Source organism: Rhizobium sp. A22-96, assembly GCF_053521805.1.
Genome location: NZ_JBNWDQ010000004.1, coordinates 281,299 through 306,197, shown reverse-complemented (window position 1 = coordinate 306,197; position 24,899 = coordinate 281,299). Strand labels below are relative to the sequence as shown.

General features: G+C 60.4%; 21 protein-coding genes and 1 riboswitch. Of the genes, 10 read left to right on the top strand and 11 right to left on the bottom strand.

Going from position 1 to position 24,899, the window contains the following annotated elements; all coding sequences use genetic code 11:
* The first annotated feature begins 63 nt into the window (after window positions 1-63).
* Complete coding sequence (locus tag ACQZ6F_RS19735) at window positions 64-651, top strand: transglycosylase SLT domain-containing protein (RefSeq protein WP_449093927.1); 588 nt, start codon at window positions 64-66, stop codon at window positions 649-651.
* Window positions 652-700: 49 nt separating this feature from the next.
* Here the strand turns inward: ACQZ6F_RS19735 and ACQZ6F_RS19730 are convergent, their stop codons facing one another.
* From ACQZ6F_RS19730 to ACQZ6F_RS19720, 3 genes are all read right to left on the bottom strand, one after another.
* The gene (locus ACQZ6F_RS19730; RefSeq protein ID WP_077470827.1) at window positions 701-1,966 is read right to left on the bottom strand and encodes a Gfo/Idh/MocA family protein; all 1,266 of its coding nucleotides are present in this window, start codon (window positions 1,964-1,966) and stop codon (window positions 701-703) included.
* A 278-nt stretch (window positions 1,967-2,244) separates the two neighbouring features.
* Complete coding sequence (locus tag ACQZ6F_RS19725; RefSeq protein WP_449093928.1) at window positions 2,245-3,669, bottom strand: mandelate racemase; 1,425 nt, start codon at window positions 3,667-3,669, stop codon at window positions 2,245-2,247.
* Between the two features lie 303 nt (window positions 3,670-3,972).
* Complete coding sequence (locus ACQZ6F_RS19720) at window positions 3,973-4,668, bottom strand: TetR/AcrR family transcriptional regulator (protein ID WP_449093929.1); 696 nt, start codon at window positions 4,666-4,668, stop codon at window positions 3,973-3,975.
* 181 nt (window positions 4,669-4,849) lie between these two features.
* On the opposite strand from ACQZ6F_RS19720, the gene ACQZ6F_RS19715 reads away from it, so the two are divergent.
* The 6 genes from ACQZ6F_RS19715 (at window position 4,850) to ACQZ6F_RS19690 (ending at window position 11,286) form a co-directional block, all read left to right on the top strand.
* Window positions 4,850-6,136, top strand: a complete 1,287-nt coding sequence (locus ACQZ6F_RS19715) for an ABC transporter substrate-binding protein (protein WP_077470830.1) — start codon at window positions 4,850-4,852, stop codon at window positions 6,134-6,136.
* A gap of 61 nt (window positions 6,137-6,197) precedes the next feature.
* Window positions 6,198-7,109 carry a carbohydrate ABC transporter permease gene (locus ACQZ6F_RS19710; RefSeq protein ID WP_449094114.1) on the top strand — a complete coding sequence of 304 codons (912 nt, stop codon included), beginning with the start codon at window positions 6,198-6,200 and terminating at the stop codon, window positions 7,107-7,109.
* Complete coding sequence (locus ACQZ6F_RS19705) at window positions 7,102-7,986, top strand: carbohydrate ABC transporter permease (protein ID WP_449093930.1); 885 nt, start codon at window positions 7,102-7,104, stop codon at window positions 7,984-7,986. The genes ACQZ6F_RS19710 and ACQZ6F_RS19705 overlap by 8 nt, the downstream gene beginning before the upstream one ends.
* 72 nt (window positions 7,987-8,058) lie before the next feature.
* Window positions 8,059-9,084, top strand: coding sequence for a Gfo/Idh/MocA family protein (locus ACQZ6F_RS19700; protein WP_449093931.1), 1,026 nt, complete (start codon window positions 8,059-8,061; stop codon window positions 9,082-9,084).
* Between the two features lie 7 nt (window positions 9,085-9,091).
* The gene (locus ACQZ6F_RS19695) at window positions 9,092-10,162 is read left to right on the top strand and encodes a Gfo/Idh/MocA family protein (protein ID WP_449093932.1); all 1,071 of its coding nucleotides are present in this window, start codon (window positions 9,092-9,094) and stop codon (window positions 10,160-10,162) included.
* A 44-nt stretch (window positions 10,163-10,206) separates the two neighbouring features.
* Window positions 10,207-11,286, top strand: a complete 1,080-nt coding sequence (locus ACQZ6F_RS19690; protein ID WP_449094115.1) for an ABC transporter ATP-binding protein — start codon at window positions 10,207-10,209, stop codon at window positions 11,284-11,286.
* Between the two features lie 308 nt (window positions 11,287-11,594).
* Here ACQZ6F_RS19690 and ACQZ6F_RS19685 read toward each other — a convergent pair whose 3' ends face one another.
* The 7 genes from ACQZ6F_RS19685 to epmA all read right to left on the bottom strand — a co-directional run bounded on the left by ACQZ6F_RS19685 (window position 11,595) and on the right by epmA (window position 19,940).
* A complete protein-coding gene (locus tag ACQZ6F_RS19685; RefSeq protein ID WP_449093933.1) occupies window positions 11,595-14,066 on the bottom strand; it encodes a glycoside hydrolase family 2 protein in 2,472 nt (823 codons plus the stop codon).
* Window positions 14,067-14,143: 77 nt separating this feature from the next.
* A complete protein-coding gene (locus ACQZ6F_RS19680; RefSeq protein WP_449094116.1) occupies window positions 14,144-15,103 on the bottom strand; it encodes a DUF1839 family protein in 960 nt (319 codons plus the stop codon).
* 8 nt (window positions 15,104-15,111) lie between these two features.
* Window positions 15,112-16,020: an amino acid--[acyl-carrier-protein] ligase gene (locus tag ACQZ6F_RS19675; protein WP_449093934.1), complete on the bottom strand. Its 909-nt coding sequence runs from the start codon at window positions 16,018-16,020 to the stop codon at window positions 15,112-15,114.
* 5 nt (window positions 16,021-16,025) lie between these two features.
* On the bottom strand, window positions 16,026-17,219 hold the full coding sequence (locus ACQZ6F_RS19670; protein ID WP_449094117.1) for an acyl-CoA dehydrogenase family protein: 1,194 nt from the start codon (window positions 17,217-17,219) through the stop codon (window positions 16,026-16,028).
* On the bottom strand, window positions 17,219-17,470 hold the full coding sequence (locus ACQZ6F_RS19665) for an acyl carrier protein (RefSeq protein ID WP_068389950.1): 252 nt from the start codon (window positions 17,468-17,470) through the stop codon (window positions 17,219-17,221). The genes ACQZ6F_RS19670 and ACQZ6F_RS19665 overlap by 1 nt, the downstream gene beginning before the upstream one ends.
* A 356-nt stretch (window positions 17,471-17,826) precedes the next feature.
* Window positions 17,827-18,879 carry a lysine-2,3-aminomutase-like protein gene (locus ACQZ6F_RS19660; RefSeq protein ID WP_449093935.1) on the bottom strand — a complete coding sequence of 351 codons (1,053 nt, stop codon included), beginning with the start codon at window positions 18,877-18,879 and terminating at the stop codon, window positions 17,827-17,829.
* Window positions 18,876-19,940 carry an EF-P lysine aminoacylase EpmA gene (gene epmA, locus ACQZ6F_RS19655; RefSeq protein ID WP_449093936.1) on the bottom strand — a complete coding sequence of 355 codons (1,065 nt, stop codon included), beginning with the start codon at window positions 19,938-19,940 and terminating at the stop codon, window positions 18,876-18,878. The genes ACQZ6F_RS19660 and epmA overlap by 4 nt, the downstream gene beginning before the upstream one ends.
* Before the next feature lie 151 nt (window positions 19,941-20,091).
* Here epmA and efp point away from each other — a divergent pair, with 151 nt between their 5' ends.
* Window positions 20,092-20,661 carry an elongation factor P gene (gene efp / locus ACQZ6F_RS19650; protein ID WP_068389941.1) on the top strand — a complete coding sequence of 190 codons (570 nt, stop codon included), beginning with the start codon at window positions 20,092-20,094 and terminating at the stop codon, window positions 20,659-20,661.
* 90 nt (window positions 20,662-20,751) lie between these two features.
* Here the strand turns inward: efp and ACQZ6F_RS19645 are convergent, their stop codons facing one another.
* Window positions 20,752-22,602, bottom strand: a complete 1,851-nt coding sequence (locus ACQZ6F_RS19645; RefSeq protein WP_077470838.1) for an ABC transporter ATP-binding protein/permease — start codon at window positions 22,600-22,602, stop codon at window positions 20,752-20,754.
* 165 nt (window positions 22,603-22,767) lie between these two features.
* On the opposite strand from ACQZ6F_RS19645, the gene ACQZ6F_RS19640 reads away from it, so the two are divergent.
* Both ACQZ6F_RS19640 and metA read left to right on the top strand, forming a co-directional pair.
* Window positions 22,768-23,610, top strand: coding sequence for an AAA family ATPase (locus ACQZ6F_RS19640; protein ID WP_449093937.1), 843 nt, complete (start codon window positions 22,768-22,770; stop codon window positions 23,608-23,610).
* Between the two features lie 235 nt (window positions 23,611-23,845).
* Window positions 23,846-23,923, top strand: a riboswitch (SAM riboswitch).
* A 47-nt stretch (window positions 23,924-23,970) separates the two neighbouring features.
* Window positions 23,971-24,897 carry a homoserine O-acetyltransferase MetA gene (metA, locus tag ACQZ6F_RS19635; RefSeq protein ID WP_449093938.1) on the top strand — a complete coding sequence of 309 codons (927 nt, stop codon included), beginning with the start codon at window positions 23,971-23,973 and terminating at the stop codon, window positions 24,895-24,897.
* The last annotated feature ends 2 nt before the right edge of the window (window positions 24,898-24,899 follow it).

The window sequence follows — 24,899 nt, the reverse complement described above, 5'->3', positions numbered from 1 at the left end:
AGGCAAACAACCGGTTTTTAATCATTCCGCGCTAGCAATTTCCTCAGCGAAGAGGTTCTAGTTATGCGTAGTCGCGTCCTTTCCATTCTGGCTGTGGTGCTGCTCGGCGTGCTGGCAGGCTGTGCCACTGCACCCTCGCGCACCCGCAACATCTGCGCGATCTTCGATCAGCGCGACGGTTGGTTCAACAATTGGCAGCGCGCCGCCCAGAGTACCGAGCGTAAGTACGGCGTGCCGGTGCCGATCCTGATGGCGACGATCTACACTGAATCCGGCTTCCGGCCGCGCGCCCGACCCCCGAGACGCTATCTGCTCGGCTTCATTCCCTGGAAGCGCCCGACGACCGCCTACGGTTATTCGCAGGCCCTCGACGGCACCTGGGACAAATACAAGCGCGAGACCGGCAATTGGACTGCGAGCCGCACCAATTTCGCCGATGCGATCGATTTCGTCGGCTGGTATCACTACCAGACGCACCTGCAGACCGGCATTGCTCTCAATGATTCCTACGATCTTTATTTGGCCTATTATTCAGGCCCCAAGGGCTATCTGCAGGGATCATGGCGTGGCAACGGCACCGCGCTTGCCGGTGCCAAGCGCTTCAACGGCATGACGCGGATCTACGCGCAGCAGCTGCCAGGCTGCAGCTGATCTCGCCGCTGACTTTTCAGCAATTTCCCCAAGACGCGGAGCCGCAAGCCTAAGGCCGCGGCTCCAGTAGGTTCAGGCCACCATCCTCGCCCCAGAGATCGGCAACCGATACCTGCTGGCCGGTGCGGCTGCTCTGCAAGGCCGCGATCCCGCAGAGAACAGACATCGCGCCCGCGCGGGAGCCTGCCCGCTGCTTGAGCTCGTCGTTCGGGCCGGAGCGCAGCAGCATGTTGCGTAGCCGGTCGTCACCGCCGTAGTGGCCGCCGGATGCATGCGGCACCCATATGCGCTCGACATCACCAAAATTCTTCATGACGACGATTTCGTCTGCCGGCGGCGTCGTCCACTTCTGCTTTTCATACTGGCGTAGCTCGATGCGGCCCTTGTGGCCGTTGAAAGCGATGTGATGGCCTTCGATCGGCATATAGGTGTTCAAGGAATAGGAGACGTTGACGCCGTTGCGATAACGGATGGCAGCGACCATCGTGTCGGGAATGTCGATATCCTCGCGGAAGACGCACGCATCGCGCACATAGCCGTCGACGGTCGACGGGTCCTCATAGAGGCTTTCGAGCAGCGGCGTCGCGCTGATGTCGAGATAATAGTCGCACTCGTCCTTGTAACGACAGTTCCGACAGCGCTCGCCGCGGAACGGACCCTTGCGGCCGTAATGCTTGAGATCGGCAAAGGCGGAAACCGTTTCCGGATCGGAATCCAGATACCAATTCAGCAGATCGAAATGATGCGTCGCCTTATGAACGAAGAGGCTGCCCGAGTTTTCCGTGAAGGCATGCCAACGGCGGAAGTAGTCGGCGCCATGACTGGTATCAAGATACCAGTGAAAATCGACTGACGTCACGTCGCCGATTACACCAGAATTTATCAGCTCCTTGATCTTCGCCGACGTCGGCGCGAAACGGTAGTTGAAGGAGATATCCAGCCGCTTGCCGGTGCGCGCCTCGGCGTTGAGGATGCGCTTGATCTTGTCGACCGTTGTCGTCATCGGCTTCTCGCTGATGACATTGGCGCCGGATTCCATCGCCTTGACGATCAGATCGTCATGCGTGGAATCGCGCGTGCAGACGATGACCAGATCCGGCTTCTCCACCCGCAGCAGCTCATCGAAATCGGTGTAAACAGGCACGGAGACACCGATATAGTCGAGCGCCCGCTGGGCCCGCATGGCATTGAGATCGCAGACCGCAACAAGCTCGACCTCGCTGCTCCAGCGCTCGACAAGGTCCTTGCCCCACATGGTCACGCCGCGATTGCCGGTGCCGACCAGAACATAGCGTTTCTTCGATGACGATTGCATGTCTCTCCTCCAGAGTCTGCAAATGACGATGGTCAGGTCGGCCCGCCTTGGCCGCACCTTGTTGCCTGGCCCCTCACCCCAGCCCTCTCCCCGCAGGCGGGGCGAGGGGGTTATCGTGCCTAACGTTGCTCCGGTCCGAGCGTTGGGCCGGTCGGCTTGCTCCGTAGTCCCCAGCCGTAGTTACAATCACTGCGGATGCTGAATTCGAACATTTTGCACTGTCGTCCCCTCTCCCCGCCCGCGGGGAGAGGGCTAGGGTGAGGGGCAAGGCAGGAAATCTACACCGCCGATGAGGCCTCCATCGCATTCCAGTCCGGCTCCACCAACGAACCGAGACCGACAGCGCCGATGACGGAACCGATGGCAAGCTGCCCGCCCTCGATCCGCAGCCGCGTGCGGCCGTTGCTCACGCGGTAGAGATCGGAATGGCCACGGGCGAAGGCCGCCTGTTCTTCCTCCGGCGCACCGGCCATGCCATCGACATAGTGATGCCCGTTGCGCTCGATATGGGTCATGCCGATAAGCGAGGCGAGTGCCAGGTCCTGCTGCACGGCAAGCCCCCCTTGAGTCGTCAGGTCCTCGGCCGACATGAAATAGGAAATACCGTCTTCCGCGCTCCATTTGGCGACACGCGCCCGGTTCAATAGCGAGCGATAGAACCCCTTGCAGGACTTCGAGGAAATGCCGGTATAGCCGAGCCCCCTTGCCGTGACGAAGGCATCGATATCGGCATCGGATTCATCGATCTCTACGGGCTTGAAAGCGGCAAGCGCCTTCACCGGCTTTTCGAAAGCATACGCACGCGCGATCGGCTGCTCGACGAACAGGATCGAGGCGGCGAAACGTGCCAGCCTCGGCTCATCCCTGACGCGGGCGAGCAGATCCGCGACCGCTTCGGCCGACGAAAACTGCTCGTTGCCGTCAAGCGTCACGGAATATGTCGGCACCTTGGCATCGATAACGGCGGCGACGCGGCAGAGGCGGTCGATATCGGCCTCGGGAGCACCTGATACCTTGACCTTGAAGAACGTCAGACCATAGGCGTCGATCGCCTCCTCGAAACTCCCCGGCAGACCGTCATTCAAGCGTTCGCTTGCCGGGATATCACCCGGCACGATCGCATCGATCAGACCGACCGTATGGCGGGCGGCGAGGCGCGTTGCAGGCTCCAATGTCGACATAAATCTGGAGAGATCGAAGCCAGAGAGATCATGCGCCGTCGAAGCGTCGATGCCGGGCCGGTTCGCCTTGATCGCCTGCGCAACCGTCAGGCCTTCCAGCCGGCAGAGCGCATCGAGAACAGCTCGGTTGGCGAGCGCGAGGCCGAAGGAGGCGACAAGGCCGTTCAGCTTTTCAGCCGCCGCCCGGGCATGATGCGATGCTTCGACAGCCGCATGCAGCCCGAAAGCCGTTCCAGTACCCGCGCTTCTCAGCGCATCGAGCGCCAGCACCAGCGAGCGGCGCAGCTGGTTCTCATTGTCGGCATTGGAAAGATCAGGCGATTTGTCGAACCATTTCGGCACCATCAACTCGGCTGCCGTCCCCTGCGCCGAGCGGCCCAGGGCATCCTCGATGCGCACGCGCAGGAAAATCTGCCGGGCCTCCCGCAAGGTCGCCGCGCCGAAGCGGAAAGGTAGCCGCAATTTGACTGGGCGCTCGAATGCCTCAGCCTCGACAAGCCTGATTTTCAACGGTTCGGTCATGATGGTTGAGTGCTTCCCTTGTGGTTATCAGGCTCAACTGCCAAAGCCGTGCAGGAGAGCGGCAATGCTAAATCTCCAGCGGCGGGTCATGCTCCGTGCATGCAGCAATATCATGCATGGCGATGCCGATGCGCTTCATAATTTCTCCTCCCTGCCCGATTCCCTCCGGAATCAGGAAAGCAACGCTTGGTCGCCGAAGAAATGTAACCGTATAGTTACAAGATCGCGCGATCACGCCGGCTTTGTCAATCGCCTTTTTAAAATTTCTCCAGTACCTCCAGGGATGCGTGCTTTCGGGGCAGGTCACGCCCGGATGGAGGCTAGCGTCATCGTGACGATATGTTCGCCCCAGGCATTGAGGGAGTCCTGGCTGGTCAATTTGCGCGCAAAGATCGTCGAAAGCGTGTGACGGTTCGAGAGATAGAAGAAGCCGAGTGCCGCGATCGTCAGATAGACGGATATCGGATCGACACCTGCCCGAAACATACCGGCCGCCTCTCCCCGGCGCAACACGCCCGAAAGCTCATCGATAAGATGTGAATGCATCGCCAGCACCTTGTCGGATCGCTTGAGATAATGAGCGTGATGCAGATTTTCGGTGGCAAGCAGGCTCAGGAATTCCGGATGCGCGAGGAAGTGCCGCCAGGTGAACAGAGCCAGCTCCCGCATCCCTTCCTCCGGATCGCGGCGTGCAAGATCGAGATGTTTTTCGGCATTGCGGATCGCCGCATAGGTCGCCTCCAGCACCGCGAGATAGAGCCCTTCCTTGTCGCCGAAATAGTGATAGAGCATCCGCTTGTTGGTCTGCGCCCGCGCAGCGATCGCATCCACCCGGGCGCCGCCGAAACCGTGGGCGGCGAATTCCTCGGTCGCCGCTTCCAGAATCATGGCATGGGTCTTTTGCGGATTGCGCGACACTTTTTTAGGCCGCACTCGCACGACCTCGTCGATTTCAGCTTGTGCTGTATTTTCAGTCCCTTGTCTCTCCCTGGCGGTCATGGCTAACCTCCTCCCGGATCGGTCTTTCCCGCAACGCGCGTCACCGGCCCCCGCATGCGTCGTTTTGAGTGTGACACGATTGGCGCTTGACAGCAGTCACATTTCTATCCAACTTGTAACCAAATAGTTATATCATGCAAAGCAGTTCGTAAATCATCGCTTTACTGGGGAGGAGACCAGGATGACGTTGACGATCGACCGCCGGCAGTTGCTTGCCGGCATGACAGCCACGCTAGCCTTGAGTACTATCGGACTTTCCCGCGCCAATGCGGCAACGGCGATGCGCCTTCTTTGGTGGGGATCCAAGGAAAGAAGCGACCGTACGTTCGCAGCCGTCAAGGCCTATCAAACGAAAAATCCCGACATTACCATCGCCGGAGAATCCTTCGGCTGGGACAGCTACTGGACGCGCCTCGCCACACAGACAGGCGGTGGTAATGCGCCCGATCTCATCCAGATGGATTATCGCTACATCTTCGAATATGCCCGTCGCGGCACGTTGCTCGATATGACGCCCTATCTCGGCAAGAGCCTGGCGATCGAGGATTTCGGTCCTGCCAATATTGATTCCGGCAAGGTCGACAACAAGATTTACGGCGTCAGTCTCGGCGTCAATTCCTTCATGGTTGTCGTCAACACGGCAGCATGGACTGAAGCCGGTGTCGAGCCGCCGCATGACGCCATGAACTGGGAACAGCTCGGCGATGCCTGCGCCAAGGTGACATCAGCCAAGAAGCGCCGCGGTTTTTACGGCACGGCCGATGCAAGCGGCGGCGAGCCGGCTCTCGAATGCTGGCTGCGCCAGCGCGGCAAGGCACTTTATACGGCTGACGGCAAACTGGCCTTCGAAGCCAAGGACGCCGCCGAATGGTTCGATTTCTGGGGCCACATGCGCAAGATCGGCGCTTGCGTGCCGGCCGATGTCCAGGCGCTCGACCAACAGACCCTCGAAACCGACATGCTGGTGACCAAAAAGGCGGCCGTCAGCTACGCCCATTCCAACCAATTTGTCGCCATTCAGGCCCTCGTCAAGGATAAGCTCGACATCGTCTCCTTTCCGGTTTCCGGCGCGGACAGCAAACCCGGGCAATATCTGAAGCCGTCGATGCTGATGTCAATTTCAGCGGCCTCGGCAAACAAGGATGCCGCCGTCGCCTTCGTCAATTATCTGGTGGAGGATCCGGAAGGTGCCAAGACCCTCGGCGTCGAGCGCGGCGTTCCTCCTTCGTCGAAGATCCGCGACCTTCTAACGCCTGATCTGGACCCCGTCAGCAAACAAGTCGTCGACTATATCGGCCGACTAACGCCGCATGTCGGGGCACTGCCGCCGTCTCCGCCGAACGGCGCCGGCGAGAATGCATTCCTGTTGAAAAAGATCGCCGAGGAAGTGGCTTTCGGCAAGACCAGCTCCCAGGACGCAGGGACGAAGTTTGCCGAACAGGCAGCAGCAAACATTACGCGAGGCTGACACCGTGGGTACAAACAGCAACAGCGTTGCCGGCGGCTTGGCCGTCAGCGCGTCCGCGCCGGTGCGCGTGGAAACCATCTACAAGGCGCCGAGCGCCTTTTCTCGCAATGCGCCGGGCTATCTCTTTCTCCTGCCGTGGTTCATCGGCTTTTTCGGGCTGACCCTCGGACCGGCGATCGCGTCGCTCTACCTCTCCTTCACCGACTACAATCTGTTGCAGTCGCCGAACCTGGTAGGGTTGGACAATTATGTGCGCATCGCCACGGCGGACGACAAATTCCTGTCGTCATTGAAGGTGACGCTGTTCTACGTCGTCTGCTCCGTGCCGCTGAAGCTTGCCTTCGCTCTTGCGGTGGCACTGCTGCTCAACCGCGGCATCAAGGGCCTGCCGGTCTATCGCGCCATCTTCTACCTGCCGTCGTTGCTTGGCTCCAGCGTCGCCATCGCCGTGCTCTGGCGGCAGATCTTCGATGCCGACGGCATCGTCAACACGCTGCTCTGGTATCTCTTCGGCATCAACGGACCGAGCTGGATCTCCAATCCGGACTATTCGCTCTATACGCTCGTCATCCTCGCCATCTGGCAATTCGGTTCACCGATGATCATCTTCCTGGCCGGTCTTCGGCAGGTTCCGACCGATCTCTACGAGGCCGCCAGTCTCGACGGCGCATCCAAGGTGCGGATCTTCTTCAAGATCACCCTGCCGCTTTTGACGCCGGTGATCTTCTTCAATGCGGTGGTCCAGACCATCGACGCTTTCAAGGCCTTCACGCCGGCCTATGTCATTTCATCCGGCACCGGCGGCCCGATCGATTCGACGCTGTTCTATACGCTCTATCTCTATCAGGAAGCCTTCGGCTACTTCCGCATGGGCTATGCCGCCGCACTCGCCTGGGTTCTCGTGATCATCATTGCGATCTTCACCGCCTTCTCTTTCCTCTCCGCTCGTTATTGGGTTCACTACGATGACTGACGCGAAGCTCGCCCATTTTGCCGAGGATATGAACCCGCCGCGCGAGCGCCCCTGGTTCGTCTCCGTCCTCGTCCACACCGCTCTCATCGCCGCATCGATCGTGATGCTCTATCCGCTGCTGTGGATGCTCTCCGGTTCGATCAAGGACCAGAACGAGATCTTCGGCACAGCATCGCTGATCCCGTCTCATTTCGACTTCAGCGCCTATGCCCGCGGTTGGTTCGGCGGTCAGGTCACCTTCGGCACCTTCGTCTGGAATTCGGCCGTCATTGCAGTGCTGTCGGTCCTGGGCAATGTCATTTCCTGCTCGCTGGCGGCCTATGCCTTCTCGCGGCTAAACTTCTGGGGCAAGAATTTCTGGTTCGCGCTGATGTTGGGCACGCTGATGCTGCCCTATCACGTCACGCTGATCCCGCAATATATCCTCTTCCTCAAGCTCGGCTGGGTGAAGACCATGCTGCCGCTGGTCGTGCCGAAATTCCTTGCGGTCGATGCTTTCTTCATCTTCCTGATGGTGCAGTTCTTCCGCGGCATCCCACGTGAGCTGGATGAAGCCGCCATGATGGACGGCTGCAGCCCCTGGCGCATCTACTGGCGCATCATGCTGCCCTTATCGCTGCCGGTGCTGGCGACGGCCGCCATCTTCTCCTTCATCTGGACCTGGGACGACTTCTTCGGGCCGCTGATCTACCTCTCGGATATCAACACCTACACCGTGCAGCTCGGCCTGCGCTCCTTCGTGGACTCCACAGGAAGTTCCGACTGGAGCAGCCTGTTCGCCATGTCGAGCCTGTCGCTGATCCCGGTCTTCCTGATCTTCCTGTTCTTCCAGAGGCTGCTGATCGACGGCATCGCCACGGCAGGCCTCAAACGCTGATACGAACCGCGCGGTCCCGAACACCCAAGGCTTGGGGCCGCATCTTGAGAAACCCATTGAAAGGAATGTCGCATGAGCGCGCTGCGCTTTGCCGCCATCGGCCTCAATCACGACCACATCTACGGCCAGGTCAACGTCATGCTGCGTGCCGGCGCAGAGCTGGTCGCCTTCCACGCTATCGAGGATGACCTTGCGGCCGTCTTCGCAGAGCGCTTCCCGCAGGCGAAACGCATTGCCGACAAAAGGGAAATCCTTGAGGATCGCTCGATCGCTCTCATCGTCAGCGCCGCCATTTCCAGCGAACGCGGCGGCCTTGCCATCGAGGCCATGCGCCACGGCAAGGACGTGATGCTCGACAAGCCCGGTATGGTGACGCTGGACCAGCTCGCGGACGTGCGAAAAGTGCAGGCCGAGACCAAGCGCATCATCTCCATTCTCTATTCCGAGCATTTCGAGACGGCATCGACCGTCAAGGCCGGCGAGCTGGTCCAAGCCGGTGCCATCGGCAAGGTCATCCACACGACGGGCCTTGGGCCGCACCGGCTGCGCAAGCCAACCCGGCCGGACTGGTTCTTCGACCGCAAGCGCTACGGCGGCATCATCACCGACATCGCCTCGCATCAATGCGAGCAGTTCCTGTTCTTCGCAGATTCGCTGGAAGCCGAAGTGCTGTCGGCCACCGTTTCCAACCGCGCCAATCCGGAAACACCCGGCCTGCAGGACTATGGCGATTTCCACCTGCGCACGCCTGACGTGACGGGCTATGTCCGCGTCGACTGGTTCACGCCGGATGGTCTTCCCACCTGGGGCGACGGCCGCCTGTTCATCGTCGGCACCGAGGGCACGATCGAGCTGCGCAAATATATCGACGTCGCCGGCCGCCCCGGCACCGATCACCTCTTCCTTACCGACCGCAAGGGCATGCAGCATATCGATTGCACCGGCCTCGACCTGCCCTACGGTCGCCAGCTTGCCGCCGACATAAGAGACCGCACCGAAACGGCGATGGGCCAGAACCATTGCTTCAAGGCCATGGAGCTGGCGCTGAAGGCGCAGGCGCTCGCCGAAGCAACATCGCTCAAGAACATCCAGAGGTAATTGCGTCATGTCCGACATCAAGAAAGTCGCGATCATCGGCCTCGGCATCGGCCGCTCCCACATCATGGAAGGCTATCTGCCGCATGCCGATCGCTTCGAAGTTGCCGTGCTCTGCGATCTCAACGAAGAACGCCTGAATGCGGTCGGCGACGAATTCGGCATAGCAAAGCGCGTCAAGGATTTCTCTGAAATCCTTGATATGCCCAATATCGACATCATCGACATCTGCACGCCGCCCGGCTCGCATTTCCAGCTCATCATGCAGGCGCTTGCAGCCGGAAAGCATGTGGTTTGCGAGAAGCCGCTTGTGGGTTCGCTCGCCGATGTCGATGCAGTCATTGCAGCCGAGAAGACGTCAAAGGGCCGGCTGATGCCGATCTTCCAGTATCGCTACGGCGACGGCATCCAGAAGGCCAAGCGCATCATCGACGCCGGCATCGCCGGCAAGGCCTATGTTGCGACCTCCGAGACGCATTGGGTGCGCGGCGCCGACTATTATGCCGTCCCCTGGCGCGGCAAGTGGAATACCGAGCTTGGCGGCGTGCTGATGACGCACTCCATCCATCTGCACGACATGCTGACCTACCTGATGGGTCCAATCGCAGGCCTGTTCGGCCGCGTCGCCACCCGGGTCAACGATATCGAGGTGGAAGATTGCGCCAGCGCCAGCCTGTTGATGGAGAACGGCGCGCTCGCCACCATCAGCGCCACGCTGGGCTCGCACGATCAGATCAGCCGCCTGCGTCTCGTATTCGAAAACGTCTTGCTGGAAAGCAACCACGAGCCCTACAGCCCCGGCCAGGACCCGTGGAAGATCATCCCCGCCAATGAGGAGATCGGCGCGAAGATCGATGCGCTGCTCTCCGACTGGACGCCGGTCCCGATCCGCTTCAACACGCAGATGCGGCTGTTCCATGAAGCGCTGGTTTCCGGTGGGCCGCTGCCGGTAACGACCGCCGACGCCCGGCAGGCGCTGGAACTGGTCACGGCATTTTATGAATCATCGGAAACGCGCACCGAAGTCCGCTTCCCTGTCGGGCCGGAAAGCGCAAAATACAAGAGCTGGAGGCCGGCATGAACATTGCCTCGGTAGCCATCAGGACGAACAAGGAGCAAGCACCCATGGCGACAAGCGTCTCGCTGCAGAAGGTTATCAAGCGCTACGGCGAACTCCAGGTCGTCCACGGCATCGATCTTGAGATCGAACCGGGGGAATTCACCGTTTTCGTCGGCCCGTCCGGCTGTGGCAAGTCAACGCTGCTGCGCATGATCGCCGGTCTCGAGCCGATTTCGGGCGGCGGCCTCTATCTCGACGGTAGCCGCATGAATGATGTTCCCGCCTCCAAGCGCGGCATCGCCATGGTGTTCCAGTCCTATGCGCTCTATCCGCATATGAGCGTCTATAAGAACCTCGCCTTCGGCCTCGAAACCGCCGGCATGAAGAAGCACGAGATCCAGCCGCGCGTCGAAAAGGCGGCCGAGGTCCTGCAGATCACGCAACTGCTGCAGCGCAAGCCTAAGCAGCTCTCCGGCGGCCAGCGCCAGCGTGTTGCCATCGGCCGCGCCATCGTCCGCGAGCCGAATATCTTCCTCTTCGACGAGCCGCTGTCGAACCTCGACGCCGAACTGCGCGTGCAGATGCGCGTCGAGATCGCCCGCCTGCACCAGCGTCTCGGCAACACCATGATCTACGTCACCCACGACCAGACCGAGGCCATGACCATGGCCGACAAGATCGTCGTGCTCAACGGCGGCAAGATCGAGCAGGTGGGGGCACCGCTCGACCTCTACAACAAGCCGGAGAACAAGTTTGTCGCCGGCTTCATCGGCTCGCCGAAAATGAACTTCCTCAACGCCAAGGTCGCCGCATCCGACGATGGCTCCGCCGTCATCGACCTCCACGGCCAGACGGTCCGCCTGCCGCGTCGGCTGGGCGGCATCCAGCCCGGAGAAGCCGTAACGCTCGGCGCCCGCCCCGAACATCTGAATGTCGGGGATCGCGGTGTGGCTCTCGGCAGTGCTCATGTCGATCTTGTCGAACATCTGGGCGGCCAGACGATCCTCTACGCCACCCTGCATGGTGGCCAGACGCTGACAGTCGCATTGGAAGATCAGCAGGCTATCCGCGCCGGAGAGACGGTCAACATCCGCATCGATCCGGACCGCTGCCATCTGTTCGGGCCGGATGGCGCGACCTTGTAACGGAAGCGGACGGCGAGTTCGAGGTTATCTCGCCCCTGGCGGGCGTGAAAGTAAAAACTTAGGATTAGGCGAGGGCTCGTCCCTCGTCTAATTCTTAGTTTTTACAAGAGCGGGGGTAGGCAGGGACGCAATCAACTTCCGTCATATCAGCGCAAGAAGCAGACCTCCGCTCTTGCAATTTTAATGGCTTAGTAATTGCGCCGGCCTTTTGAAGGTGAAGCACATCCCGTCTCGCAATTCCTAAACCACTGAAATTGCTTTCTCGCCCCTGGCGGGCGAGATAGACCCCCGCATTCGCCGCAACTCACTCACACCTCAACGATTCGCCGGCTACTGATCGTGCGAATTTGCCCCATCGGAATGGCATCAACGGGCACTCCAGCCCGGCGATATAGGCGAAGCCGCCGGCTGCTGCTCGGCGGTAGATGAAACCAGTCATCCTCTGCGCGGTAGGCTTCGAATTCGATCTGCACCGATTGTGCCAGCCGATCGCTGCTGAGATCGAGGAACCAATTCTCACCTTGCTGGACCGCCGATGCCATGATCTCGGCATCATGAAACGCCTTGGTTCGGCCAAGTGGGAAATAAAAGGCCTCGGCGATCAGCGCACCCGTATCGGATGCCGTCAGCTGCGCTACCGTGACATCGTGCGACGGCGGGCCGAAGCGGAAGGCATAGGTCGTATCGAAGAAGGCGCCGAAAAGATCCGTGCAGGCAATCTTTTGCTTGCCGCGCGCTTCGACCACCAGATCACGGCCGCCACCGACGACAATCTGCCGGCCATCGCGCAGGCAAGAAACCTGAACCGTCAGTTCGAGCGCAGTTCCGGTCTCGTTGATTACATGCACGTCGAGGCCGTTGGTGCCCTCGTCGGTGAGCAGCACCTGCACCGGCCGGAAGGTGCGGCGCAGCGCATACCAGATCGGCTTGGGCTCACCGGTGGAATCGATCACGCCCCAACCGGCGCCGGGCAGCAGATCCTGCAGCGTCCAGACAAGCGCCCCGTTGCAACCGGAGCCTTGCCGCCGCCATTCGGCATAAGTCTCCTCGGCGACTTCGCCGGTCACGGCGCGAGAAAGGCTTAGATAGAGATCGGGATCCTCTCGCCGCAGCCGGCTCGGCTCGAAACCATAGAGTTCCTGAAGATAATGATCGCGCACATCGTCGAAATCCCAGGATGCGCCGCGATCGCGCGGAACGCGCTCCTTCCATAGCGGGCTATGAACGGCCGGAACCGGCAAATGCCGGCCGAGCGTGCGCGCCTGCGGAACATGCGCGAAAGCCAGACTTTCGGCGGAGAAACGAACATCCGCACGGCGCGCATCGGCAAGCGGCCGCATATAGGCGCCGACACCGTAATAATGCGTCACGCCGGCATTTGGCGAAAACGGCATGGCGCCGCCGGAAGGCGAGTTGACGACATAGGGCACATCGGGCCGAAGCGATTGCACCAGCGGCGGGATGATCTCCTCGACAACAGGGCTCTTCCAGAACTGTTCGGGCAGGCCCATCATCGCCGCCTGCTGCTGCATCTCGCTGCCGCCGCAAAGGACGGCAAGTGAGGGTGACAGGCGCGTACGGCCCAGAAATTGCGAGACTTCCGCCTCGACATGGGCGTTGAGGACCTTGTCGGTCTTCGGGTAATCGAAGTTGGCGAACATGAAATCCTGCCAGACCAGCAGGCCAAGCTCGTCGCAAAGGCGGAAGAAATCCGGCGTCTCATAAGCCATCGTGCCGCCGATGCGGATCATGTTCATGCCGGCCGCAGCCGCCAGCCGTAGCCAGGGGTCGTAATCCTCACGGCCGCCGGGCAGGCGCGCAATATCGGCTGATGTCCAGACCGCGCCACGGCAGAAAATCCGCTCGCCGTTGACGACAACAGCGAAATCCTGCCCATCGGCGCCGCGATCGACAGACAGACGCCGAAAGCCGGTCTGGCCAAGGGGATAGTCAATGCCATCGATCACAAGCACGACGTCGTGGAGGCTTGGCGTGCCATGCGTATGCGGCCACCAAGGCTCCACGCCGGGGATTTTCAGGATCGCATTATAGCGGCCAGGACTATCCCGCTCGAAAGTCTGCTCGATATCGCCGCAGCGCAGGACGATCTCGCTTACGTCGCCCTCGATCGAAAGCGATGCATAGAGCCGGCCTTCACCATCATCGAGCAAATCCGGCCGCAGCGAGAGATCGCGGACAGCAGGCGTGCCAGAACGCAAAAGCGAAACCGGCCGCCAAGGACCGACGGCGTGAACCTCCGGGCACCAGCCGGGCATATGGCCGAGCAGCGTCGTGCGCACCAGCCGCAGGCCCTGAGGCGTGATCATCTGTGGCCGCCAGCGGGCGCGTGGGCCTGGTTCCGAAAGCCTCGGCTCCAGGGCGCGGAAACACAGTGCCAGCTCGTCACCGCCAAGCAGAGTGACGGCGACGTCATGGGCTTCGAACATGCTTTCGGAGACGAGGATTTTCTGACCGTTGAGGAAGACCTCGCAGAGCGTCGCCAATCCCTCCAGCCGCAACACGGCATCGCCGGCATCCGCATCGATCAGACGGCAGATGTACCAGGCATCCCGGTCATTGAGCGGGTGTGGTTTCGTGCGGTCAAACAGCCCGGCTTTTTCCAGCGCTTCCGCCACGGTGCCCGGCACCGGCGCCGGGATCAGGCCGGCCGAAAGCGGCACGTCGGAAGGCGAGACGCAGGTGCCCGCATCGGTCAGCACCAGATTCCATCCCTCGCTCAGCCGCATTTCGCCGCCGATACTTGCCAAGCGCCCGTCCATGACATCTTTCCGGAGGATTTCCCCGCCCCAAACCTAAGCCGAAATTGCCGAGCCGTCTCGCATCGAACGGAAGCCGATCAGAGCTTCCGTTCAAGCAGCCCCATCATGGCATCCCATGCATCGGCGGCCGGATCAAGCGCTGTCCGCAACGGCTCGAATTTCTTGCGCGTAATGGCGCGGGCAAGCTGAAACTGCACCGACTTTGCAGCTTCCGATATCCGTCGCGCTTCGGCGGCCGCATCGGAGAAATCCGCCGTCAGCCAGTCGAGGTGGCTGCCCGCAAGCTCGAAATTGGCGCCGAGCTGACGCAGCGTGTTGAAGGCATATTTATGGAAGAAGCCGAAAGGCCGCTCGGCCACCGCCTCGACCTGAGCCGGGAAGACCTCGGCAAAGGCGCGGATCGGATTGGCCTGCGGGCGACGGCGGAAATGCAGGGGCAGTAGCTGCCGTGACGTCTCGCGGATCGCGGCTTCGCCCGGCGCCTTCTGAGGCAACTTGGCAAATTCCGTATAAGGCAGAAACGGCAGATCCTCATCCGTCAGATGCAGCTGGAACAGCCCGTCGAAATCCTCACCCGACAGCTGGAAGAAGCCGCCATTGTGGAAATAGTCGAGCGTGCGGCCTTCCATATCCAGATGGTTGATCGCCACCGTCGTCTTGCCGTGCTCGCGGCGATAGCCGACGCCCTGGGTATCCGGCATGAAGAAAGAGTCCATCTCCACCAGGCAGAGCCGGCCACGGCCGATTTGCTCAGCGACGTGGTTCTGTACCTTGTCGTAGATCGCAAGTTCGGTGCAGCGGATGCCGTAGAGCGCTTCCAGATCTTCGAGCGGCACCTTGAAGAAGGTGAATTGATCGCCCTCGAAATCCTGGCCCATCGTGAAGCCGAGCATGGCTTCCGGCGGCAGGTTCAAGGTTGAAAGCACCTCGATCCAGAGATCGATGTAGCAATTGGTCTCGGGCCACATGCGCTCGCTGTCGTGCAACGCATGTGGCTTGTAGGCGGCGGGTTCCAGCCCCTGAAAGACGGCGGCCATGGAAGCGATCAGCCCCACAGCGCCTTGCGCACGCTCTCGGGCCATTCCTTGACGTCGAGACCGTGGTGGTGGAACAGCGCCAGTGCAATGCGCTCCAGGCCGAAGCCGACGCAGGCCGTATGGGCGACGGTGCCGTCAGCGAAGTTCAGCCCCCATTTCGTCCCGAAGGCGTCCTGGTGATAGTTGAAGCTCATGCACGCCGTCGGGTTGGCGGTCGAGGTGATCGGGATCAGCAGCTCGAACTTCAGGTTCTGGTCGCGCTGATTGTTGGCGAGCATCTTGCCGGCACGGCCGAAGAAGGGATCGTTGGCGGTGTCGATATTCACCTCGAGGCCAACGGCCTTCATCATCTCGACGCCGCGGTCCATCCAGCTCTGGCGGAAATCCGTCACATGCTTTTCGGTGCCCATGCAGACATATTCGCGCATGCGGAAGAGCTGCTGGCGAGCCGGGTCCTTCGAGGGCTCGTGACGGAAGCAGTAGGACTGCAGATCGAACAGTGCGCCGCTTTCCGAAATGGCGCCGCGCTTGGCGACCGTCGGGTAAAGCGGATAGCAGGCAGCCGGGGTCAGCACGATATCGGTCGCCTGCTGATCCTTCGTCCAGTCGTCGCCGACTTCCATGCACTTCAACAGGCTCATATGGTCGAGCTCGTGACCGCAGAAGCTGTGCACGGTGCCGGCGAGCTGCGGGAAGCTCTTCATGTAGCCGCTCTTCTCGAAGAAGACGCGGTTCATGCCGGGCGGAAAGCGGATGGCTTCGGCGCCATCGGCGCCGCCGAACTTGTCGATCAGCCGCTCGAAGGCGGAAATAACGTCTTCGAACTGGCCACTACGGCCATAGAGACCATCAACGCCGGTGTCGATCAGAAGACCGGATTCGAAAAGGCGGTCGAGAAACGAGGTTTGCATATCCATGACGATTACCCCAACAGGCTGGTATCTTGTTTGTGGACGAGCAGCATGGTCGACGTATTGCCGAGAATGCGATCATTCGAGATCATCAATTGCGCCGAGTGCGCATCGCGCAGATGGCGGCCGAGGCTGTAAGGCGTACCGTTCTTGTAGCCCATGATGCCGCAGATCAGCATGGCGTGGTTGATGATCGGCAGGATCATCTCCGACGATGCGATCTTGACGTTGTTCATCGCGACGGCGAAGGCCATCGACGAGAGCCTGTCGGCATCCTGCTTGGCCTCTTCATAGACCTTGAGCCCGGCAACCACATTGGATTTGACCATCTGCAGCATGCTTGACGTCTCTGCGAGACGCAGCGCGCCGGGCGGCGGTGCCCCGGGGGATTTGCGGGCGGCGGCACGCACGAATGCCTGCGCGCGGGCAACGGCATCGGCGGCAATTCCGTACCAAACGCCGCTCCAGAGCAGATGCGAGCTTGCCAACATGGACTGCGCCGCGATTTCGGCAAATGGCTTCGGCAGGATCTGCACGGCCGGCGCCTCGCCCTTGAACAGGAAGCCGTCGGAGCAGGTGCCGCGCATGCCAAGCGTATTCCACTCGACGGTGCGTTCGATCGAATACTGATCTTTCAAGAAAACCGTCAGCACCTGATCGGAAGAAGCGGCCTCGGCATGGCTGCGCGAGGTGATCAGGATGGCATCGGCATGAGCGCCGTAGGAGATGACCGTTGCGTCCTTTTCCAGGAAGCAGGTATCGCCTTCGACCCTGATGGCGCAGATGCTGTTGCGCAGATTGCCGCCAATACCGCCTTCGGTCGTGGCAGAGGCCAGCAGCAGCTGTTCCCTGGCGATGCGGCGCATGAACTCGCGATGCCAATCGCTGTCGGCACCATGCTCGACCAGGCTCGAAAGCTTGATGTGATGCATGGCGAAGACCATGGCGCTGGCCGCACAGGCCTGGCCAAGGATCGAGCAAAGCTCGGCGATTTCGGTGATCGAAGCGCCCTCGCCACCAAGGGCGGCGGGGATCTGGATAGACAGCAGCCTCTCGGCGCGCATGGCGTCAGCGGCTTCGCGGGGGAACCGGCCCTCGGTGTCGACGGCATCGGCGTGCTGGCCGGCGATCGCGGCGACGCGCGCGGCTCGCACCGCCAGCGCATCACTTGTCCCAACCTCGTGCAAAGCGACGGCCGCGCTCATCATGCGACCTTTCGATTGTCCAGGATCATGCTGACGGTCTTTTCGATCGCAGCGATGCTGGCGAATGATTTGCGGTTGAGGAGATTATCGGGAAACTCGATGTCGAACGCCTCTTCGATGCCGAGCATCAGCTGAACGGAAGCGAAGGAGGACAATCCCGCCGCATAAAGATCGGCATTGTCTTCAATCTGATCGATAGTAACGGGGAGCGCACCGAACTTGGCCAGCAAATCGCGAATCGTCTTGTTCATAGTCTAGTCCCTTCTCGCAATGGCAAGCATAACCGTAGTTACGCAGTCTTATTATTCGCCAAGAAGTAACAGGGAAAATAGAACACTCCACTAACCGACGTGGTAAATACATGGGACTTATACTTAGTGGGAAATTCCTATATTCAACATCAGCCTAATTGAAATTTACCGAATGTAAGGCATTTAAATTGCCGTTTATGCAGTAATATTAATTATTACTAATATTTTGCCCTGATGATTTTTGGGAAAGGCGGCTGCGGCAATAAGGTTAACGTGCCAAACTCGCCACTACGTTTTATTCGAGAAAACGCATAACAATCAGAGCGTCAGTAAAAGTAAAAGCAGAAAAATCGAATTTAGGCTTCTGGCGGATATATGTGATCGTCGCCGCGATAGTCCGATATCGAATAGCAGCCTTCGCCTAGCTCACGAACCGAGCTCCGGCCAATATCCGCCTTGCCGTAGCCGCCGGGAATATCGAGGATGTAGGTGGGCTGGCAAAGGCCGGAGATCCGACCGCGCAATGCGGCGACGATCGCCTGCCCCTCGGCAATCGTCAGGCGGAAATGGCTGGTGCCGGGCGCAAGATCAGGATGATGCAGATAATAGGGCTTCACCCGCGTCTCGACGAAAGCTTTCATCAGCGCCGCCAGCACATCCGGATCATCGTTGACGCCCTTGAGCAGCACCGACTGGCTGACGAGCACGATCCCCGCATCGACCAGCCGGGCGCAGGCGGCACGCGCCTCCTCCGTCAGCTCCCGGGGATGATTGGCATGCAGCGCCACATAAATGGTCTTGCCGCTGGCCTTCAGCGCCGCGATCAGGGCCGCATCGACCCTCGAGGGATCGACGACGGGAACGCGCGTATGGAAGCGGACGATCTTCACATGGTCGATATCGGCGAGCTGCCGCAGGATTTCTTCCAGCCGGCGCGGCGATAGAACCAGCGGATCGCCGCCGGTCAAAATGACTTCCCAGATCTCGCTGTGATCGCGGATATAGGCAAAGGCGCCGTCCAGCGCCACGCCATCGAGAGTCCCAAGGCCCTGCGGTCCGACCATCTCGCGGCGAAAGCAGAAGCGACAATAGACCGGGCAAACATGCACGGCCTTCAGCAGCACGCGGTCCGGATAGCGATGGACGATGCCTTCGACGGGACTATGCGCATGATCGCCGATCGGATCGGCGCGCTCTTCGGGCGTGACAAGCAATTCGGCCGCATCGGGCACGAACTGCCGGGCGATCGGATCGGCAGGATCGGCCGAGTCGATCAACCGCACGACCGTCGGCGTCAGCGCAACCGCATAGCGCTCCGCCACCGCTTCCAGCGACAACGCTTTGTCGGCGTCGATCAATCCGGCGCGCTCAAGCTCGCTGATAGTCCTGATCGGACGCATCGAATTCATGCTCCGTACTCCGCGACCGGCGCCCAGAGCACCTGTTCTATGCGCGAGGCCCCGGTTGCCAGCATCACAAGCCGGTCAAAACCGAGTGCAATGCCGCTTGCCTCGGGCATGACGGAGAGCGCCTCCAGAAAATCCTCGTCCAGCGGATAGGTCTCGCCGTAGACGCGCAATTTTTCCGACATCTCGATCTCGAACCGCCGACGCTGCTCGCCGGCATTTGTCAGCTCGCCGAAGGCATTGGCAAGCTCGACGCCGCAGGCATAGAGCTCGAAACGTTCGGCAACGCGGTGGTCCCCAGCCGAAGGCCGGGCAAGGGCCGCCTCGGAAACGGGATATTCATCAAGGATCGTCGCGCGACCGAAGCCGAGATTTGGCTCGATCTTCTCGACCAGAACCCGGCTGAAGAGATCCTGCCACAGATCATCCTCGGCGACCCGCATGCCATTGCGCCGCATGTCGGCCACCAGACGCTCGCGGTCTGTGGAGCCGTCGAGGCCGATCGAGGCAAAGAGATCGATGCCAGCATAGCGCTCGAAAGCGGCTGCGACGCTTATGCGCTCCGGCGTGAGGAACGGATCGGTCTCGGCGCCGCGATAGGTGAGCTTCTTCGCCCCGACCGTCTCCGCCGCCAGCGCCAGCACCGCGGAACAATCGGCCATCAGCGCCTCGTAGCTTTCTCCGGCGCGATACCATTCCAGCATGGTAAATTCCGGATGGTGCAGCGGCCCGCGCTCGCGATTGCGATAGACATGGGCAAAGCAGGCGATACGCTCCTCGCCGGCGGCCAGCAGCTTCTTGCAGGCAAACTCGGGCGAGGTGTGAAGGTAGAGAGGCGATGCCTTGCCGTCCGTCGTCAGGGCCTCGGTCTCGAAAGCATGCAGATGCGCCTCGTTGCCCGGCGACACCTGCAGCGTCGCCGTGTCGACCTCGATGAAGTCGTTACGCGCAAAGAAGATGCGCAACGCCGCCTGGATCGCATTGCGACCGAGAAGGAACGGCCGCCGGTCCGCATGGACATTGCGGGTCCACCAGGGGGACGCTTTGCTCGTCGTTGGCTTCATTCCTAGCTTTCTTCGGGGCTCAAGCCGCGTTGGGGGTGGCAATTTCCATTGATTTAGGGTAGTTGCGCCCCCAAGCAAACAATTGCTGCGTCTCGGAGAGCATTTCGACAGTCCCTCTACGACGCAAAACGCAGCGTTACAAGGAAGTCTTATGGTCAAGGTCATCGCCTCTTCGGTCCGCAAGGGCAACGTTCTCGACGTCGACGGCAAGCTCTACGTCGTTCTCACCGCTCAGAACTTTCATCCGGGCAAGGGCACTCCGGTCACCCAGGTCGACATGCGCCGCATCGTCGACGGCGTGAAGGTCTCCGAGCGTTGGCGCACCACCGAACAGGTCGAGCGCGCCTTCGTCGAAGACGTGAACTTCCAGTACCTCTATGAAGATGGCGAAGGCTTCCACTTCATGAACCCGGCCACCTACGACCAGGTCGTCGTCGATGTCGAAACCATGGGCGACCAGAAGGCCTTCCTGCAGGAAGGCATGACCTGCGTCCTGTCGATCCATGAAGGCATTGCGCTGGCCCTCCAGCTGCCGCGTCACGTCACGCTCGAGATCACCGAGACGGAACCGGTCGTCAAGGGTCAGACTGCTTCCTCTTCCTACAAGCCTGCGATCTTGTCGAATGGCGTGCGCACCCTGGTGCCGCCGCACATCAACGCCGGCACCCGCGTCGTCATCGCGACGGAAGACGTTTCCTACGTCGAACGCGCCAAGGATTGAGCGCTTCAGCTCGATTGCACTAAAAACGCCTCGTCAAACGACGGGGCGTTTTGCGTTCTGGACAGATAAAACAGCGTCGGTTTGACCGCGCTACGGCGTATTGGCTTTTTTCTGATCCTGCTCTTCCGCCGCAGCGGGCGCTGGAGGCGTATCCGTCTCGATGCTATGCTCGTGCGGGGCCAGGGCCTGCAGATGCAGCACCCGCGGTGACATCGCGTGCATATAGGCCTCGTTGCGGCCGACATAGATCACGGTGACGTCGGTCATTTCCGCCAGCAATCCGCAGAGCATCGCCTGAACCTCGGACTCCAGCCCTTCGAGGACATCGTCGAGGATAACCCATTTTGGCTTCGCCAGAAGCAGATGCGCAAAGCCGATAGCTTTCTGCTCTTCGGTATCAAGCAGCCGGTCCCAGCGGGCCTGCGTATCGATGCGGCCCTTGAGACGCGTAAGCCCGACCTTCTCCATGGCGGCCTCGACAGCAGCCTCGTCATAGGCATCCCGATCTTCCGGAAAGCAGATCGCCTCCCTGAGCGTGCCGCCGGGCACATAGGGTGTGTGCGGTACGAACAGCATGTCTTCCGCCGGCGGCAGGCTGACCGTGCCGGAACCGCTATACCATTGATGCGCCAGCACCTCGAACAGCAGCCGGCGGTTCACGCCGTGATCGCCGTTGATCATGATGTGCTCACCGGCATTGATCGTCACCGTTCCCTCGGCAATTTGGAAACCGTTCTCGGTCGCCTCATCGCTGGTCTTGGTCGAAATCTCCATATCGGTCCACACCATCGTACCCGGTGCGGCATTATCGAAGACGAGAGTGTGCGGCATCGGCGTCTTGTCGTCCATTTCCGTCAGGGCCTGGCGGAAATCGGTGACACGCATCAGCGTTGCCCGCCATTCGGCGATCGGGCCGAAATTGGCGACATACCAGCGCAGCGCTGAATTCACCTGATTGAAGGCGCCCACGGCCACCATGAGCTGGCCGAAGGTCAGCCCGCCGGAAAAATATGCGGGCGCCGCCACCAGGATCGGGATGATCAGCACCAGCCAGCCATAGCCGGCGGAAACCCAGGTAAGATTGGTATTGGCGATCGCCAGCTGGCGGATGACCGCAAGCACGGCGGAAATATCGAGGTTGATCCTCTTGCGTTCGTTTTCCTCGCCGCCGGCAATGGCGATTGCCGGCATGTGTTCGTTGGCATGCATGAGCGCGAAACGCAGCTCGGCTTCCTTGGAATAGCGATCGGCGTTCAGCCGCACCAGCCGGCGGCCGACGAACTGGCTGAGGAAGGATGCCGAACCAGCGTAAAGGATCGCCGCCCAGACCATGTAGCCGGGGATGGAGAAGCTCGCGCCCTTGAAATGGAAGACCATGCCGCTGGAAAGCTCCCAGAGCACCCCGATGAAGCTCAACAGCAGGATCGTCGCCTGCACCAGCCCGATGGCGAGGCCCGTCGAGCTTTCGGCGAGATTGCGGGCATCCTCATGCAATCGCTGGTCGGGGTTGACGCCGATCAGCCCGGCGGAGGCCAGACGAAGCGCGCGTTTGGCCTGCAGCCATTGGTTCACCAGATCTCGTGCCAGACCTTCGCGCATGTAGAGCGCGGTCATCTGGTTGAGCCAGGCCTGGATGACATTGAGGATCAGAAGCGAGCCGGCGATGATGCCGAAAACGCCGAGTTGATGGAAGAAGGCGGAGATATCGCGCCTTGCCAGCGAATCGTAAAAAGGTGCGTTCCAGCTGTTGAGCAGCACCTGGACGTAGGCGGTGATCATGATGATTGCGAACAGCGCCACGGTCAGGGAAATGATCTTGAAGCGCACCGGTGAATTCCAGAACGCGGAGAACATCATCCTCAGCCGAAAGAAGAGGCTCAAATCGTATCCGACCTGCTCGTTCCCCTGGATATTCGGCTTGGCTTGCGCTTCAACTGCCATCAGCACTTCCCTGCGACGCACGTACCGTCAGTTAACCATGACCCGCCCTCATGTCCATCCTAGCAATAGATCGGTGCGATCACGTTGCTATATACACGGTTTCACGCCTTGAACCGAATAAGGTCAGCAATTAGCTTGCATTCGAAAGATTGAGAAAGCCTTCCGATGCAATTCCAGGGAACAGCAGACTATATCGCCGACAAGGATTTGATGGTCGCGGTCAATGCCGCCATCCGGCTGGAGCGGCCGCTTCTGGTAAAGGGCGAGCCCGGCACAGGCAAGACCGAACTGGCGCGGCAGGTGGCGGGGGCCCTCGGTCTCGACCTCCTCGAATGGAACGTCAAATCGACGACCAAGGCGCAACAGGGCCTTTACGAATACGATGCCGTTTCGCGCCTGCGCGACAGCCAGTTGGGCGACGTTAGAGTTCACGATGTCGGCAATTACATCCGCCGGGGCAAGCTCTGGCAGGCCTTTACCTCGCCGAAAAAATGCGTGCTGCTGATCGACGAGATCGACAAGGCCGATATTGAATTCCCGAACGACCTGCTGCAGGAACTCGACCGCATGGAGTTCCATGTCTACGAGACAGGCGAGACGATCCAGGCCGCAATCCGGCCGATCGTCATCATCACCTCGAACAACGAGAAGGAACTGCCGGACGCCTTCCTGCGCCGCTGCTTCTTCCACTATATCCGCTTCCCCGACATGGAAACGCTCACCCGCATCGTCGAAGTTCACTATCCCGGCATCAAGCAGGCGCTGGTCCAGGCGGCGCTGACGCAATTCTTCGAAATTCGCGACGTGCCGGGCCTGAAGAAAAAGCCATCGACCTCGGAAGCCCTCGATTGGATCCGCCTGCTGGTCGCCGACGATGTCGACCCCGCCACCCTGCGTGTCGATGCGAAAAGCGTGCTGCCGAAGCTGCATGGCGCATTGCTGAAGAATGAGCAGGATGTTCATCTTTTTGAACGACTGGCTTTCATGGCACGGGGGCAGGGGAAGTAGCAGTCTCTTCTCTCCCAAGCGAAAATGAAGTGACCATATCACCCGCCCTCACCCTGAGGTGCCTTGGCGTTAAAGCGTCAGCGCAAACGCCAAGGCCTCGAAGGGCGAGGTGGCCTACGCACAGAATTACCCACAAGCCCTTCTTGAACATCTGTAAACCGCAAACGACATCAGATCACGGCCGCCAGCCTGCCTCAAAGCTTGCCCATTGACCCGCCGCCACGGCAGGTTTATGGAATTTGGCTGTGGTGATTTGGCCGGCCGGCTTGCAGCCACGTTAAATAAGTCGCTAAAGGGCCGCGTGCGGACCGGTAGCGATTCATATTGCGGCCGGTTTTTTGCATTTGATCGAGTGAAACGATGCCCATCAAGATTCCCGATACGCTGCCCGCATTTGAAACCCTCCAGAACGAGGGCGTGCGGGTGATGACCGAAACGGTGGCGATCCGGCAGGATATCCGCCCCCTTCAAATCGGGCTTCTCAACCTCATGCCGAACAAGATCAAGACCGAGATACAGATGGCGCGCCTCGTCGGCGCATCGCCGCTGCAGACGGAGTTTTCGCTGGTCCGCGTCGGCGGCCACAAGGCCAAGAGCACCTCCGAGGAACACCTGTTTTCCTTCTACCAGACCTGGGAAGAGGTGAAGCATCGCAAGTTCGACGGCTTCATCATCACTGGCGCGCCGATCGAGCTGCTGGAATACGAAGAGGTCACCTACTGGGACGAGATGCGGCAGATCTTCGACTGGACGGCAACCAATGTCCATTCGACGATGAACGTCTGCTGGGGCGCGATGGCCGCCGCCTATCATTTCCATGGCGTGCCGAAGCATACGCTGAATGAAAAGGCCTTCGGCGTCTATCGCCACCAGAACCTCGCGCCGTCCTCCGTCTACCTCAACGGCTTTTCCGACGATTTCGCCATTCCGGTCTCGCGCTGGACGGAAGTGCGCCGCAACGACATCGAAAAGGTGCCGAGCCTGCAGATCCTGATGGAATCGAGCGAAATGGGGATCTGTCTCGTGCACGAACAGGCCTGCAACCGGCTCTACATGTTCAATCACGTGGAGTATGATTCCACTTCGCTCGCGGACGAATATTTCCGCGACGTAAATGCGGGCGTGCCGATCAAGATGCCGCACAACTATTTCCCGCACAACGACCCGGAAATCCCCCCGCAGAACCGGTGGCGCAGCCATGCGCATCTGTTCTTCGGCAACTGGATCAACGAGATCTACCAGACCACGCCGTATGATCTGGAGGAGATCGGCCAGGAAAGGACCTGAGG